Genomic DNA, 14,193 nt, shown 5'->3' with positions numbered 1-14,193 from the left:
ATACTTTTGAATCCACTCCAATCTCAACGTGTTCTTTCAGGTATGCGTCCTACAGGTCAGCTACACTTAGGTCATTATCATGGAGTGCTTAAAAATTGGGTTCAATTACAACATCAATACCACTGTTTTTTCTTTGTTGCTGATTGGCATGCACTCACTACAGAATATGAAAATCCCCAAACAATTGCCCCTAATATCTGGGATATGGTAATCGATTGGCTTGCAGTAGGTATTGATCCTGAAGTAGCAACTTTATTTATTCAATCAAGAGTACCAGAACATGCAGAATTGCACTTACTCCTTTCTATGATCACTCCTTTAAGCTGGTTAGAGCGTGTACCTACTTATAAGGATCAGCAACAAAAATTAAAAGATAAGAATTTATCGACTTATGGGTTCCTAGGTTATCCTTTGTTACAAAGTGCAGATATTCTAATTTATAAAGCAACTCAAGTACCCGTAGGAGAAGATCAAGTACCTCATGTGGAGATTACTCGAGAAGTCGCTCGTCACTTTAATCATCTCTATGGTTATGAATCTAACTACGAATCACTTGTAGATTTAGCCATTAAAAAAATGGGTAAAAAAAATGCAAAAACCTATCAGCAGTTACGAAATAAATTTCAAGAGCAAGGAGATAATGCTGCGTTGGTAGGTGCAAAATATTTAGTAGAAACGCAGCAGAATCTTGCTGTTCAGGATCAAGAGCGATTAATAGATTATCTAGAGGGTACTGGTAAAACTATTCTCCCTGAACCTCAAGCCTTACTTACGCCTGCTGCTCGTATGCCTGGATTAGATGGGCAAAAAATGTCTAAATCCTATGGTAATACTATTACCTTAAGAGATTCACCGGATCAAATTTCAAGAAAAATAAAAACTATGCCTACAGATCCTGCTCGGATACGGCGAACCGATCCAGGTAATCCAGATAAATGCCCTGTATGGCAATTTCATCTTATATATTCTAACGATGAAATTAAGCAGTGGGTGCAAACTGGCTGCAGATCTGCACATATTGGTTGTATTGACTGTAAGCAGCCTGTAATTGAAGCAATGCAAGCTGAATTACAGCCTATTCGAGAACGAGGAGAAGAATACACTCGTAAAAATACAGTTCGCGAAATTATTGATGAAGGAAGTATCAGAGCACAAAAAGTTGCATACCAAACTATCTCAGAGGTTCGAGAAGCAATGGGGCTAAATAAATAGTATTCTTTTTAATACTATTTACTCTATTACTACGCCATAAAAGAGATGCATGCTCTCGAGATTCATCAGCTTTCTACAAAGATACAAGCATTTGCAATTATTCAGGGATGCCCTGTTACAGAACTTCCTAAGGATCTCTATATTCCCCCTGATGCATTAGAGATATTTCTTGAAAGTTTTGAAGGACCATTAGATTTATTACTTTACTTAATAAAAAAGCAAAATCTAAATATCTTAGATATTCCTATTGCTACTATTACTCATCAATACGTAGAATACATAGAGATTCTTCAGGGATTACGTTTAGAGCTTGCTGCAGAGTATTTAGTCATGTCCGCTTGGCTTGCAGAGATAAAATCCCAAATGTTACTCCCTCAACCCCAAAAAGATACAGAAGAAGAGATAGATCCTCGAGCAGAATTAATACGTAGACTCCAAGAATACGAACAATATAAACAGGCAGCTGAAGATTTAGATTCCTTACCTAGAGTAGGGCGGGATTTATTTGAGACTACCGCTTACTTTTCCTCAAAATATATTCCTAGACCTGAAGTAAAGCTTGAACTAAATGATCTGCTTGTTGCTTTTAAAGAAATGTTTACGCGAGTGGAAAAGTTTACCCATCACCATATTACTCAAGAATCTTTATCAGTAAGAGCACGGATGGTAGAAATTCTTGATAGAGTAAGAGTAACTCCCGATTCTTTCTGCACATTTATGGATTTATTTCACTTAAATGAAGGACGATTAGGAATCGTAGTGACTTTTCTTGCTATTTTAGAGCTTATTAAAGAATCTTTAATTGAAGTAACACAGACTGAAATTTATAGCGTAATTCATGTAAGAGCTATTGCTGCATAATAGTGATTATGGATAGAGGGTTTTTAAAAAAAATTATTGAAGCAGCCTTACTAACTGCAAATAGGCCGCTATCTATCTTTCAAATACATAGTTTATTTTATGAAGACATTTGTCCTAGTTTCGAGGAAATTCAAAGTATAATTCAAGAACTAATTACAGATTGGGAATCTCGATCTGTTGAATTAAAAGAAATAAATAGTGGGTATCGTTTCCAAGTTCGCCAAGAATTTGCTCCATGGATAGCTCGTCTTTGGGAGGAGAAACCTCCTCGTTATTCAAGAGCATTTTTAGAAACTCTTGCCTTAATTGCCTATCGCCAGCCTATTACTCGAGGAGAAATAGAGCAGATTCGAGGGGTTGCAACCAGTAGTGGAATTATAAGAGCTTTACATGAACAAGAGTGGATTAAAATCCTAGGCCATAAAGAAGTGCCGGGTAGACCTGCCCTATATGGCACTACCTCTAAGTTTTTAGATCAATTAAATCTTAAAAATTTAGATGAACTCCCTCCTTTAAAAGAAATAACAAATGTTAATGAAATTAAGACAGAACAAAAGTTATAGAGCTCATAATCCTATCTTCAAAAAAGAGAAAGATAATACTAAAGCTAAATCTAAGAGTAGGAGAGTGCAGTACTGTGACCCCTCAGAAATGGAGCGGCTTCAAAAAGTGCTTGCTCGAGGCGGAATAGCTTCTCGTCGCAGAATTGAATCGTGGATTGAAATGGGCAGGATTCGTGTAAATGGTACGATTGCTAAGTTGGGAGATAGAGTCTCAAAAAACGACTCAATTACCTTAGATGGAGAAAAAGTATCTTCTAGGCAGTTAAAACCATTTAAAGATATTCAGGTTATTCTTTATCATAAACCTCCTGGAGAAGTGTGCACTCGAAGAGATGAAAAAGAACGCCCAACGGTTTTTAGAGCATTGCCACGACCTAAACAAGGTCGCTGGATCAACGTAGGTCGTTTAGATTTAAACACTTCTGGGTTACTTTTATTTACTAACGATGGGGAATTAGCTCATCAACTCATGCATCCTAGTATGGCAGTAGAACGAGAGTACGCAGTTCGTATTTTAGGAAATGTAACCGAATCGGCACTGAACAATATGCTTAAAGGTGTTCAGCTGGAGGATGGCTTTGCTCAATTTAATAACATTTTAGATGCAGGTGGGGTAGGTGCCAATCACTGGTACCACGTTACTGTGCAGGAAGGAAGAAATCGAGAAGTACGCCGTATTTGGGAATCCCAACAAGTACAAGTGAGTCGACTCATTCGGATTCGCTTTGGATCAATTAAATTACCCTCTAGACTTAAAGTAGGTCATTGGCAATCGCTTACTTCTTCAGAGATTCAATCCTTATTAGAGATGGTTAAAGAGAAATCAATTAGCACTTTGGCGCCAACCCCCATTTTGCCCGCTTTGAAGTAAGCCAAGAAAGCCATAGTTTATGAAGAGGAGTCAAGGAGGTTTTTTTTTCTAATAATAAGTAGCCATCGTCCTTAATAGCATTTAGAGTTGCTAAACTTAGACTTATTTGGATAAGTCCTATCTGCTGAGAAATATAATCATCCTTATTTAGATGAGATAAAGAATTGCAGAAATACTGGCGAATCAAATTTACTTGGTAAGTAAAAAGATTTACTTGCCCTGTAGGATTATGTCCATTAAAAATATCCTTAGTAGATATTTTAAAAGACATAAGCTGGTCTTGTGGAACATAAAGAAACCCCTTATCAACATACTGCCTAGTATTACGTAATAGGTAGTATAGATGTAATGCAATACCTAGAGTGTTTGCATATTCTTTAGTTTCTGTATGGGTATAGCCACAGATTTTGGCTATTAACACACTAATACTGCTAGAGATACCTTCGCAGTAAGAAATAAGAGAGTCAAATGTTGGATAGAGAGACTGTGCTAGATCTAAATCATTGATAGCTGCTTCGATTACGCTAAGAAATAAAGATTGAGATAATTGATATTGTTTAGTAGCGGTTACTAGATATAGAGTAATAGGATGTCTAGGATTCCCCGAGAATAATCGATCTATTTCTTCTCGCCACCATTGGAGTTTTGTATGTGCTACTAATACTTCTGAACATTCTAAGGGAATATTAATAATTTCTCTTTGATAAGCATAGAGTGCCGTAACCACTTCCTGCTTCTCCTTAGGCAGGAATAAAAGGCTATAGTATAAATTGGTTCCAGGCTTGGCTACTCTAGCTAGGTAATCTACTTCTAGATTCACACCAATCTATACTAAGAGAAATTAAATTCGTAAACGCTCAACAGCCCGTCCATGAATGAGATGTTCATTGATAATCTCATCTATATCCTGTCGGCTATTATAAGTGTACCATACTCCTTCTGGGTATACCACAATAATAGGACCTTCAGCACATCGATTAAGGCAACCAGAAATATTAATTCGGGCTTGTCTTTGCTTTGCTAATCCTAAGTTTTTTACCTGCTCTTTAGCATAGTTGCGTAAAGTTAAAGAATTGTGATTTTGACAGCAGATCCGCTCATTACCCCTTTGATTAGTGCAAAAAAATACATGATAGCGATAATAGGGCATATTCATGAGCTAGACTTACCTAGAGAGGAAGTGAGGTACCACAGGCACAAGTACTCGTATCATTAAGATTATGGATGATAAATTTAGCTTCTTTTGAGTTATTAATATAATCTATTTCTGCCCCCTGGAGATAAGGGTAATTTGAAGGATCAAAAATAAGCTTTACCCCTTTACTTTCTATTTGCATATCCTCCTGATGGAGGTGATCATCTAGAGTAAAGCTATATTTTAAATCTGAACAGCCATGACTAGTAATCAGTACCCGAAGCATAAGATCTTTGTTATTTGCCTCTGCGATTAGATCTTTCATCTTATCAACAACAGCATCAGAGAGTTTTATATTTGAAACTGATAAATCCATAGTTTTTAGTAATCTAGTTTTTAATTCCAATAAATTATTAACTACGGCATTAAACTGATGCCAGTCAATCCAGTAGTTTCCGGTAAATCAAACATTAAATTCATATTTTGAACGGCTTGTCCTGAAGCACCTTTTACTAAATTGTCGGTTACAGATAGAATTACGATTCTATTATCTTCCTTTGAAGGGCGATGTACTGCAATACGACACATATTACTACCTCGTACACTACGAGTTTCCGGGTGGCTATTAGGAGGTAGTATATCTACAAAAGGGCTATTTGTATAACGCAGTTCAAAAAGAGCCTGCACATCTACTTCTTTCTTAAGCTGAGCATATAACGTAGCATGAATACCCCTAATCATAGGCACTAAGTGAGGTACAAAAGTTAGATTAATTGCAGTATCGCAGACTTGAGAAAGTCCTTGAACAATTTCTGGATGATGCCGATGACCTGCTACGCTATAAGCCTTAAAGTTTTCACTGGCTTCACAAAGAGAAGTTCCTATCGCTGCTTTGCGCCCTGCACCACTGACTCCTGATTTAGCATCTGCAATCAGTGTGGTTAGTTCAATAATATTTTCTTCTAATAAGGGCAAAAACCCAAGTTGGACAGTGGTAGGATAACAACCGGGACAGGCAACTAATCGTGCTTTAGATATTTTGTTTTTATTAATTTCAGGCAATCCATATACTGCTTCTGACAATAGATCTGGAGCAGTATGTGGCTGACCATACCAGCGCTCCCATAAAGCAGGATCTGAGAGTCGAAAATCGGCAGAAAGATCAATAACTCGAGTACCGTAGGATAGTAATTCTGCTACAGTATCCATAGCTACTCCATGGGGAGTTGCAAAAAATACTACTTCGCACTGATCAGCTAATAATTTAGGGGTTAGATTTGTAAAAGATAACTCTAGATGACCACGTAGATTCGAGAAGAGATCGCTTACTTTAGTACCAGTCTGACTACGAGAGGTAATTACTGTGATCTCTACCTGAGGGTGAAAAGCAAGAATTCGCAATAACTCGATACCAGTATACCCAGTTCCACCAACAATTCCTACTTTAATCATAAAATTATATTTTATAATCCTCTTATGTAATGAGAAATATTCTACTTCTATCTAAGATAATACCTAATGGCGAAAATGACGAATCCCAGTGAATATCATCGCAATATCATGCTCATTGGCTGCAGCAATAACTTCATCGTCTCGTTTAGAGCCACCTGGCTGAATTACGGCACGAATACCTAATTCTGCAGCTGTATCTAGTCCGTCTCGAAATGGAAAAAAAGCATCCGACGCTAATATAGATCCTGATATGGTAAAACCTGATTCTTTTGCTTTAAGCCCTGCAATTTGACTACTCATCACTCGGCTAGTTTGTCCTGCACCTATACCAATCGTTTGGCCTTCTTTAGCATAGACAATAGCATTGGATTTAACAAATTTCACTACTTTCCAAGCAAATAATAAATCTTTAACTTCATTAGGAGTAGGTATACGGTTTGTAACTGTATGACAGTTTTCTAAAGAAATTGAGACAATATCTTGGTTTTGGATAAGTAAACCACCCATAACTCGCTTAAAATCTAAAGAAATACTTTGATGTGACCAGTTCCCACTCGCTAATATCCGTATATTAGATTTAGCTGCTAATACTCTTTGAGCACTTTCTTCAACAGTTGGAGCAATAATTACTTCAACAAATTGCTGCTCTGTAATAGTTCTTGCTGTATCCCCATCTAAGGATTGGTTAAATGCAATAATTCCCCCAAAAGCAGAAACGGGATCTGCATGATAAGCTCTTTCATAAGCTTCTTTTAAAGAAGATCCAGTAGCTACTCCACAGGGGTTAGCATGCTTTACAATCACACAGGTAGGTTGATCGTTAAATGATTTTACACACTCTAAAGCAGTATCTGTATCTGTGATATTATTAAAGGACAATTCTTTTCCTTGCAACTGCTGAGCAGAAGCGATTATTCCTTTTGCAAGAGAGGATTCTATATAAAACCCTGCCCGCTGATGAGGATTTTCTCCATAGCGTAGATCTTGCTTCTTTTTTAATTGAATCGTGTAGCATGAGGGGAGATCTACCAGCTTTTCTTCTTCTTTTCTATTTAAAGATCCTAAATAGTTTGAAATAACGGCATCATAATTTGCAGTATGCGCAAAACCCTTTATTGCAAGATCAAATCGGGTAGTAGCAGACACAATATTATTGTTTTGATTCATTTCAGTTAATATCCTGTCATAATCTGCTGAATCTGAAATAACAGTCACTGATTCATAATTTTTGGCAGCTGCCCTCAACATGGCTGGACCACCAATATCAATATTTTCAATAATTGTAGTAAGCATAGCATTAGGATCAGCAGCCACTTGGGTAAAAGGGTATAAATTTACTACTACTAAATCAATAGGCTGAATTTCGTGCTGTGCCATGACTGCATCATCTAAAGATCTACGACCTAAAATTCCTCCATAAATCCTAGGATGCAGTGTTTTTACTCTCCCATCCATAATTTCAGGAAAATGAGTATAGTCTGAAATTTCAGTTACTGAAATATCATGTTTTCTAAGTAATGCAGCTGTTCCTCCAGTAGATAGAATATCAATTCCTTTGTTATGTAGCTGACGTACAAATTCAACAACGCCTGATTTATCTGAAACGCTAATGAGTGCACGCTTAATTGGTAACTCCATTTATTTTCCTACTTAGATTTAATATATTTTAATTACAAACGATGTCCTACCAATAAAGCCCAATCTTCCTTAAGAGAAGGGGGATCAAATGAAAACCAAGTATTATAAGTTTGAACGATAGATTTTATTTGAGATTGGAGAATTCCCGATAAGATAAGTGTACCTTTAGGAACAATAAGTTGAGCAAATTTAGGGGCAAGTTCTACGAGAGGAGCAAGCAATATATTTGCTATTAAAAAATCAGTTTTGATTGTTATTGATTCCGAAGGTAATAGAACTTGTAAGTGAGTATCTGCACCATTGCGAGTAGCATTTTCTTGAGCAGCTAGTAATGCTTGTGGATCATGATCTATACCAATTGCAGTAGTTACTCCTAGTTTTAAAGCAGCAATTGCTAAAATTCCCGATCCACATCCGTAATCAATTATATTTTTCTGATTAATATCTGTAGAAGCTAGCCATTCTAAGCAAAGTGCTGTAGTAGGATGGGATCCTGTACCAAAAGCAAGTCCTGGATCTAGTATAATATTAATAGCCTCTGGTTCTGGAATAGGCAGCCAACTTGGGCAGACCCAAAGCTGTTGCCCAAAGCGTAAAGGTTTAAAATTCTCCCTCCATACTTGATCCCAATTTTGATCCTCTAAGATTTTAGATTGATATACAGGTAAGGGGAAAGAGATAATTTGTTTTAAATGGGTTAATACTAAATTCAGATCAGTACCAATAGGGAATAGAGCATTAATATAAGTTAGTGCCCATAAAGGTATATCCCCAAGTGGGGGCTCAAATATAGGCTGCTCTATCGCATCTGTTAGAGTAACTGCTACAGCACCTACCTCGCTTAAAGCATCTGCTAATTGCTGTGCCTTATGGGAATCCTCTCTAAATTGAATTTCCAGCCATGGCATAAAAACACTTACATTCCAAGCATATTCTCTAAATAGTGAATATTAGTACCACCTACTTTAAAATTTCCATTTTTTAAAATTTCTTGATGGAGTGGTGCATTACATTTTATCCCTTCAATAATCAATTCTATAAAAGCCATTTGCATTCTGCTAATTGCTATTTCTCTTGTTTCACCGTGGGCAATTAGCTTACCAATCAGCGAATCATAATATGGAGGGACGGTATAGCCTGTATATAAGTGAGAATCTACTCTAATTCCAGGTCCGCCGGGAGCATGATACATAGTGACTTCGCCTGGGCTAGGAATAAAACTTCTTGGATCCTCTGCATTAATACGGCATTCAATAGCATGACCATGGATTTTGATATCTTTTTGGGAATAGTTTAACTTCTCTCCTGCTGCTATTCTAAGTTGTTCTCGAACAATATCTACGCCAGTAATCATTTCAGTGATTGGGTGTTCAACCTGTACCCGGGTATTCATCTCTATAAAATAAAACTGTCCATCTTGGTAGAGGAATTCAAAAGTGCCTGCACCTCGATAACCAATTCTTAAACAAGCCTCTACACAAATTGCTCCCATTTGTTGTCGTTGTTCTTCGGTAATACCAGGGGCTGGTGCTTCTTCAATAACTTTTTGATGACGGCGTTGCATAGAGCAATCCCGTTCCCCAAGATGGATTACATTTCCATAGGAGTCAGCGAGTACTTGAAATTCCACATGACGAGGATTTTCTAAATACTTCTCCATATAGACCATATCATTGCCAAAAGCAGCCCCTGCTTCAGCTTTGGTTAAAGAAATAGCACTGAGTAAATGTGCTTCTGAATGAACAACGCGCATTCCTCGACCCCCACCGCCACCAGAGGCCTTAATAATAACTGGATAACCAATTTCTCTGGCAAAGGTAAGATTTTCTTTATTATCATCTCTGAGCGGTCCTTCAGATCCAGGTACACAGGGCACTCCAGAAGATTTCATCGCTTTTATTGCAGAAACCTTATCTCCCATGAGCCGGATAGTTTCAGGACGAGGACCAATGAAGACAAAACCACTTTGTTCAACCCGCTCGGCAAAATCAGCATTTTCAGAAAGAAACCCATAACCGGGATGAATAGCAGTAGTGTCTGTAACTTCCGCTGCACTGATAACAGCTGGTATATTTAGGTAACTTTGAGCAGAAGCTGCTGGTCCAATACATACAGTCTCATCAGCAAGTAATACATGAGTAAGCTCTCGATCTGCCTCAGAGTGAACTGCAACTGTTTTAATGCCTAACTCTCGACAAGCCCGGAGTACTCGCAACGCAATCTCACCACGATTAGCAATAACAACCTTATCAATCATTAGGCTATTTTATAATAAATAAGGGTTGACCATACTCGATAGGCTGACCATTTTCTACAAGGATAGCAACTACTGTACCTGATTTATCTGCTTCGATCTGATTAAACATCTTCATCGCTTCAATGATACATAACACATCACCGGATGAAACTTGATAACCTATTTCTACAAAAGGATTTGCTCCAGGAGTTGCAGAACGATATAGTGTACCTACCATGGGAGATTTAATGACATGCCCTTCAGGTAAGCTTTCCTCTTTTTTCGAACTTATTTCTTCATTTAAATGAGACGCTTCTAAAGCAGGAGGGTGAGCTGATACAACAGGCGGTAGTGCAGAAGGGATTACCGCACTATGTTTACTAATCCGAACTGACTCTTCTCCTTCATGAATTTCTAGCTCACTAATATTAGAAGAGTCAAATAACTCAATTAGCTTTCTCAGCTTCTTTATATCCATAATCTTTTCTTAGTATGTAGAGGCATTAGTTTTTAGACTTTTGAGGAAATATAGGTTAATGCAGCCTGTAAAGCTAGCTCATAACTCATTGCTCCTAAACCACTGATCACTCCTTCTGCAATATCAGAAAAGTAAGAGTGGTGACGAAATTCTTCCCGTTTATAGATATTAGATATATGTACTTCAATGAAAGGTATGGCAGCTGCAAGTAATGAATCTCGTAATGCAACACTAGTGTGGGTAAATGCAGCAGGATTAATGATAATAAATTTTGTGTTTTTTTTAACTGCATTATGAATGTGCTCAATTAGCTCATGTTCTGCATTAGATTGAAAACACACTATATCTACACCTGCTTTAACTGCTTGATGGGCTAAAGAAGCATTAATCGTCTCTAATGTAACTACTCCATAGTGATCAGGTTCCCGAACACCTAATAAGTTAAGATTAGGTCCGTGAAGAATAAGTAATTGTGCCATCGATGGTTTAGTATTAAATGCTCAAAATATGAGGTGATTTTATGAATTAAGATTACTCATTATAATAAGGGTAATACAACACCTTCAATAGTTTTTTTATCTAACTCACCAGCATGGGTATATATTATTTTTCCATTTTGATCTATAACCACAGTATAGGGTACTACATCTAAACTATTACCGTAATTTTTAGATACGATTGCATCTGCTCCTTCATCTATAAGGATAGGGTAGTTAATATTATGTTCTTTAACAAAAGGTTTAACCGATTCTATTTTATCAATAGCTACGCCAATAAATTGGAGTCCCTTGTTTCCTAATGACTTTTGTAGTTCAATAAAATTAGGGATTTCTCGTAAACATGGAGGACACCAAGTTGCCCAGAAATTTACAATGATTACTTGCCGATCCCATTCACTAATATTATGTTGGATTCCATTTACATCGGGTAGCTGAAAATCAGGCCGGTAAGTGCCTATCATAACAGATTGTTCCTTGCCTTGATGTAGTTGGTTTACAATATAGCCACTAATTCCAGCGACCAAAGCGACTACTAAAAGTAACGGCCAACGTGCGATCTGATTCAAAACAAAACCTCTCTTTAGATTTTCTGATTAGTTTGATATATTACCTGTCGTAATTGAGATAAAAATTGTTTTGGAGATGCGATACCAATAATCCGATATTGTTTCAATTCAGTACCTGTAGGGGTGAAAAATAATATTGAGGGTGGCCCATAAAGCGAAAATTGTTTAAGTAGTGCCTTATCTTTATCATCATAATCAGTAACATCAGTTTGTAATAGCACTATATTTTTAAGTGCGGTAATTACTTTAGGGTCTTGAAAAGTAGTTACCTCCATACGCTTGCAGTCTACACACCAATCTGCATAAAAATCTAGTATAATATAGCGATCTTTATACTGATCTAGAGCCACTTGTAATTCATCAATACCCTTAACAGACTGAAATTGAATACTTTCTCTAGGGTTTGAGCTAATTACTGTTCCAGATATTCCGGCAGTAAGGCCTTTTAATGGCTGCCATTCGGTACCTTCACCACTTGCTGCACCTATAATTAGCAAAATACCATAAACTAAGGAAATTAGACCTATCCCTTTACGAAATTTACGCCAACCATTTACGTTAGCTTTTAGCACTTCTAACGCACCAAGATATACTGCACTAATTAAAAAGAGCGCACCCCAGAGTAACATAATGAGCGGGTGCGGGAGTATACGAGATAAAAGCCAAATAGCAACCACAAGTAGTAATACACCGAAAAAGTATTTAATTGGCTGCAACCAAGGTCCTGCTTTAGGCAGTAATTTTCCTCCTGAAGTACCTAAAATGAGCAAAGGTGTTCCCATTCCTATACTTAAAGAAAATAAAGCTGATCCCCCTAATAAGGCATTACCACTTTCTCCAATATAAATTAATGCCCCTGCAAGTGGTGGCGCAACACAAGGACCTACGATTAAGGCTGAAAATAACCCCATTAATCCAGACCCTAGTAGGGTTCCTCCTTTCTGTTTTTGGCTTAAGAGATTTAAGCGATTTTGAATGTATAGGGGCATTTGTAGCTGATATAAATCAAACATGGAAAGTGCTAGTAAGACAAAAACTAAGCTTGCACTCATAAGAATAGCTGGATGTTGAAATGTTGCTTGTAGATTATTACCTACCAATCCTGCAATAACACCAACAACCGTATAGGTTAATGCCATAGCAAGCACATAAGCTAGAGATAATATAAAGCTACGCTTGGTAGTAATATGCTTACCTTGGCCTACAATAATTCCAGATAAAATCGGAATCATAGGAAATACACAAGGAGTAAAGGATAGTAATAGACCAAATCCAAAAAAAGCTACTAATGTAAACCAACCCTGGTTATGAAATAGGGATTGAGCAATGCGATCTTGATCAGAAAAAGCAGAAGTAGGATCAAAAGTCTTTTCTATAGTTAAACTAGGATTTTCTGTATCGGTTGTCTTAATTTCTCTATTGGCACTGAGCGGAAGCTCTAAGAGTGTTTTTTCTGTGATCGGAGGGTAGCAAATACCATGGATTGCAGAACAGCCTTGAAATGAAGATTCCAAAGTAATTTCTTCTGCTTCTAAATTTTGACGATTTAGTTTAATTGGAATTTGAATTTCGATTTTACCAGGATAAACTTCTGCAACCCCCATAAAAGGGTCTTTTTTCGTTTTTCCCTCTGGAAGGGAAATATCAGTAATATCTATTCCTTGGGAATCTAAAATTTTAAAAGCAAATTTATCCCGATAAAGATAGTAACCCTCAACGATATTAATTTGAGCCATTAAGGTATGATCATCAATTACCTTAGGACTATAAATAAAAGCTTGTTCTGGCTTAAGTAGAGGGGGTTTTTCTGATTTTCCCAACCCTAATTGGTCCAACAAATTAGCTGTTGTCGAAGAAGTTGCTATTAGCAATAAAGCAAAAACAAGAGATAATTTTTTTATAACTACTGAGATAATGCTTTGTCTATCCATGCAAGATAACCATTTAACCCTACTTCAATAGGCACCGCAATAATCTCAGGGAGATCATAGGGGTGCTGCGTCCTAATCATTTCTTCAACTAATGAATAATAGTCTGATCTAGATTTAACCAAAAGCAAGCACTCTTCTTCGTATTTTATTTTTTCTTGCCACTTATATATTGAAATTAGTTTTGGAATAACATTCACACAAGCTGCATATTGTGCATTTACTAGGGAGATAGCCGTTTTTTTAGCTGTCTCACTATCAGGATACGTAGATAAAACTAATTGGTAACTTTTATTATTAATTACCATTTTATACTCTAGAGCGGTTGCTGAATATCTAGATACTAGGATTCAGGAGATTTACCTATTCCTGATGGCGTATGCTCCGGATTAGGCCAATCCATGTATGGGAAAGGTAATTCCTCAGTGTTATAGGTTAAATATAATAATACGTGATAAATGTAGGCAGATACCTGCCTTGCAAATTGAATCGCTCGTTCATTAGTTTTTCCAGTGACTAGATGATGAGCCAGAAGAAATGCAATGATAGTACATACTACTGCGGCAGCAAGGGTATAGGCAGCAGCAAATATAGCCATGAATAAAAAACGCTTCCAAAAGCCAGTGTTTTTTAAATTCTGTACCAAACTTTTGGTAAGATCACCTATTTTATCACTCTCATATGTCATAAATTATACTCCAAAGTTTCATACTACCAATAGTAATAGTATAACAATCCTATTAGTAAAATTTA

Annotated in this window: 17 protein-coding genes; 4 read left to right on the top strand and 13 right to left on the bottom strand. The window is 37.0% G+C overall.

Annotated elements, in window-relative coordinates; translation table 11 throughout:
* From NSCAC_RS07665 to rluB, 4 genes are read left to right on the top strand one after another with little or no spacing between them, the layout of a single operon-like run.
* A complete protein-coding gene (locus NSCAC_RS07665) occupies positions 1-1,212 on the top strand; it encodes a tryptophan--tRNA ligase (RefSeq protein ID WP_197745355.1) in 1,212 nt (403 codons plus the stop codon).
* Positions 1,213-1,257: 45 nt separating this feature from the next.
* Positions 1,258-2,073 (top strand): segregation and condensation protein A, encoded by an 816-nt coding sequence (locus NSCAC_RS07660; protein ID WP_197744221.1) that lies wholly within the window; start codon positions 1,258-1,260, stop codon positions 2,071-2,073.
* Between the two features lie 8 nt (positions 2,074-2,081).
* Complete coding sequence (gene scpB / locus NSCAC_RS07655) at positions 2,082-2,636, top strand: SMC-Scp complex subunit ScpB (protein WP_197744220.1); 555 nt, start codon at positions 2,082-2,084, stop codon at positions 2,634-2,636.
* Entirely contained in the window at positions 2,608-3,507 is a 900-nt protein-coding gene (gene rluB / locus NSCAC_RS07650; RefSeq protein WP_332087607.1) for a 23S rRNA pseudouridine(2605) synthase RluB, read from the top strand. The genes scpB and rluB overlap by 29 nt, the downstream gene beginning before the upstream one ends.
* On the opposite strand, the gene NSCAC_RS07645 is transcribed toward rluB, so the two are convergent.
* From NSCAC_RS07645 to NSCAC_RS07585, 13 genes are all read right to left on the bottom strand, one after another.
* A complete protein-coding gene (locus tag NSCAC_RS07645; RefSeq protein WP_197744219.1) occupies positions 3,464-4,327 on the bottom strand; it encodes a squalene/phytoene synthase family protein in 864 nt (287 codons plus the stop codon). The two genes, rluB and NSCAC_RS07645, sit on opposite strands and share 44 nt — an antisense overlap.
* A 21-nt stretch (positions 4,328-4,348) precedes the next feature.
* Positions 4,349-4,657 (bottom strand): (2Fe-2S) ferredoxin domain-containing protein, encoded by a 309-nt coding sequence (locus NSCAC_RS07640; protein ID WP_197745353.1) that lies wholly within the window; start codon positions 4,655-4,657, stop codon positions 4,349-4,351.
* Positions 4,658-4,676: 19 nt separating this feature from the next.
* Entirely contained in the window at positions 4,677-5,018 is a 342-nt protein-coding gene (locus NSCAC_RS07635) for an iron-sulfur cluster assembly accessory protein (RefSeq protein ID WP_197744218.1), read from the bottom strand.
* 41 nt (positions 5,019-5,059) lie between these two features.
* Positions 5,060-6,094: an N-acetyl-gamma-glutamyl-phosphate reductase gene (gene argC / locus NSCAC_RS07630; protein WP_197744217.1), complete on the bottom strand. Its 1,035-nt coding sequence runs from the start codon at positions 6,092-6,094 to the stop codon at positions 5,060-5,062.
* A 63-nt stretch (positions 6,095-6,157) separates the two neighbouring features.
* Positions 6,158-7,732: a bifunctional phosphoribosylaminoimidazolecarboxamide formyltransferase/IMP cyclohydrolase gene (gene purH / locus NSCAC_RS07625; RefSeq protein WP_197744216.1), complete on the bottom strand. Its 1,575-nt coding sequence runs from the start codon at positions 7,730-7,732 to the stop codon at positions 6,158-6,160.
* 32 nt (positions 7,733-7,764) lie between these two features.
* Positions 7,765-8,640, bottom strand: coding sequence for a 50S ribosomal protein L11 methyltransferase (gene prmA / locus NSCAC_RS07620; protein WP_197744215.1), 876 nt, complete (start codon positions 8,638-8,640; stop codon positions 7,765-7,767).
* An 8-nt stretch (positions 8,641-8,648) separates the two neighbouring features.
* Positions 8,649-9,989 carry an acetyl-CoA carboxylase biotin carboxylase subunit gene (accC, locus tag NSCAC_RS07615; RefSeq protein WP_197744214.1) on the bottom strand — a complete coding sequence of 447 codons (1,341 nt, stop codon included), beginning with the start codon at positions 9,987-9,989 and terminating at the stop codon, positions 8,649-8,651.
* 4 nt (positions 9,990-9,993) lie between these two features.
* Positions 9,994-10,446 (bottom strand): acetyl-CoA carboxylase biotin carboxyl carrier protein, encoded by a 453-nt coding sequence (accB, locus tag NSCAC_RS07610; RefSeq protein WP_197744213.1) that lies wholly within the window; start codon positions 10,444-10,446, stop codon positions 9,994-9,996.
* Positions 10,447-10,478: 32 nt separating this feature from the next.
* Positions 10,479-10,925 carry a type II 3-dehydroquinate dehydratase gene (gene aroQ, locus NSCAC_RS07605; RefSeq protein ID WP_197744212.1) on the bottom strand — a complete coding sequence of 149 codons (447 nt, stop codon included), beginning with the start codon at positions 10,923-10,925 and terminating at the stop codon, positions 10,479-10,481.
* A gap of 59 nt (positions 10,926-10,984) precedes the next feature.
* The gene (locus NSCAC_RS07600) at positions 10,985-11,512 is read right to left on the bottom strand and encodes a TlpA family protein disulfide reductase (protein WP_197744211.1); all 528 of its coding nucleotides are present in this window, start codon (positions 11,510-11,512) and stop codon (positions 10,985-10,987) included.
* A 14-nt stretch (positions 11,513-11,526) separates the two neighbouring features.
* Positions 11,527-13,443 (bottom strand): protein-disulfide reductase DsbD, encoded by a 1,917-nt coding sequence (gene dsbD / locus NSCAC_RS07595; RefSeq protein ID WP_197744210.1) that lies wholly within the window; start codon positions 13,441-13,443, stop codon positions 11,527-11,529.
* Complete coding sequence (gene cutA, locus NSCAC_RS07590) at positions 13,416-13,748, bottom strand: divalent-cation tolerance protein CutA (RefSeq protein WP_197744209.1); 333 nt, start codon at positions 13,746-13,748, stop codon at positions 13,416-13,418. Before cutA ends, dsbD begins: the two co-directional genes overlap by 28 nt.
* Positions 13,749-13,783: 35 nt before the next feature.
* Positions 13,784-14,128, bottom strand: a complete 345-nt coding sequence (locus tag NSCAC_RS07585; protein WP_197744208.1) for a DUF4389 domain-containing protein — start codon at positions 14,126-14,128, stop codon at positions 13,784-13,786.
* Between the last annotated feature and the right edge of the window lie 65 nt (positions 14,129-14,193).

It is taken from the genome of Candidatus Nitrosacidococcus tergens, assembly GCF_902810445.1.
Lineage (GTDB): Bacteria > Pseudomonadota > Gammaproteobacteria > Nitrosococcales > Nitrosococcaceae > Nitrosacidococcus > Nitrosacidococcus tergens.
The sequence above is the reverse complement of the archived record's forward strand: the minus strand, read 5'-3'. Positions and strand labels throughout refer to the sequence as shown.

Excerpts from the sequence above, each read along its gene's own strand:
- NSCAC_RS07660 (WP_197744221.1), top strand. The coding sequence starts at position 1,258 with ATGCATGCTCTCGAGATTCATCAGCTTTCTACAAAGATACAAGCATTT.
- scpB (WP_197744220.1), top strand. The coding sequence starts at position 2,082 with ATGGATAGAGGGTTTTTAAAAAAAATTATTGAAGCAGCCTTACTAACT.
- rluB (WP_332087607.1), top strand. The coding sequence starts at position 2,608 with ATGAAATTAAGACAGAACAAAAGTTATAGAGCTCATAATCCTATCTTC.
- NSCAC_RS07640 (WP_197745353.1), bottom strand. The coding sequence starts at position 4,657 with ATGCCCTATTATCGCTATCATGTATTTTTTTGCACTAATCAAAGGGGT.
- NSCAC_RS07635 (WP_197744218.1), bottom strand. The coding sequence starts at position 5,018 with ATGGATTTATCAGTTTCAAATATAAAACTCTCTGATGCTGTTGTTGAT.
- argC (WP_197744217.1), bottom strand. The coding sequence starts at position 6,094 with ATGATTAAAGTAGGAATTGTTGGTGGAACTGGGTATACTGGTATCGAG.
- purH (WP_197744216.1), bottom strand. The coding sequence starts at position 7,732 with ATGGAGTTACCAATTAAGCGTGCACTCATTAGCGTTTCAGATAAATCA.
- prmA (WP_197744215.1), bottom strand. The coding sequence starts at position 8,640 with ATGCCATGGCTGGAAATTCAATTTAGAGAGGATTCCCATAAGGCACAG.
- accC (WP_197744214.1), bottom strand. The coding sequence starts at position 9,989 with ATGATTGATAAGGTTGTTATTGCTAATCGTGGTGAGATTGCGTTGCGA.
- accB (WP_197744213.1), bottom strand. The coding sequence starts at position 10,446 with ATGGATATAAAGAAGCTGAGAAAGCTAATTGAGTTATTTGACTCTTCT.
- aroQ (WP_197744212.1), bottom strand. The coding sequence starts at position 10,925 with ATGGCACAATTACTTATTCTTCACGGACCTAATCTTAACTTATTAGGT.
- dsbD (WP_197744210.1), bottom strand. The coding sequence starts at position 13,443 with ATGGATAGACAAAGCATTATCTCAGTAGTTATAAAAAAATTATCTCTT.
- cutA (WP_197744209.1), bottom strand. The coding sequence starts at position 13,748 with ATGGTAATTAATAATAAAAGTTACCAATTAGTTTTATCTACGTATCCT.
- NSCAC_RS07585 (WP_197744208.1), bottom strand. The coding sequence starts at position 14,128 with ATGACATATGAGAGTGATAAAATAGGTGATCTTACCAAAAGTTTGGTA.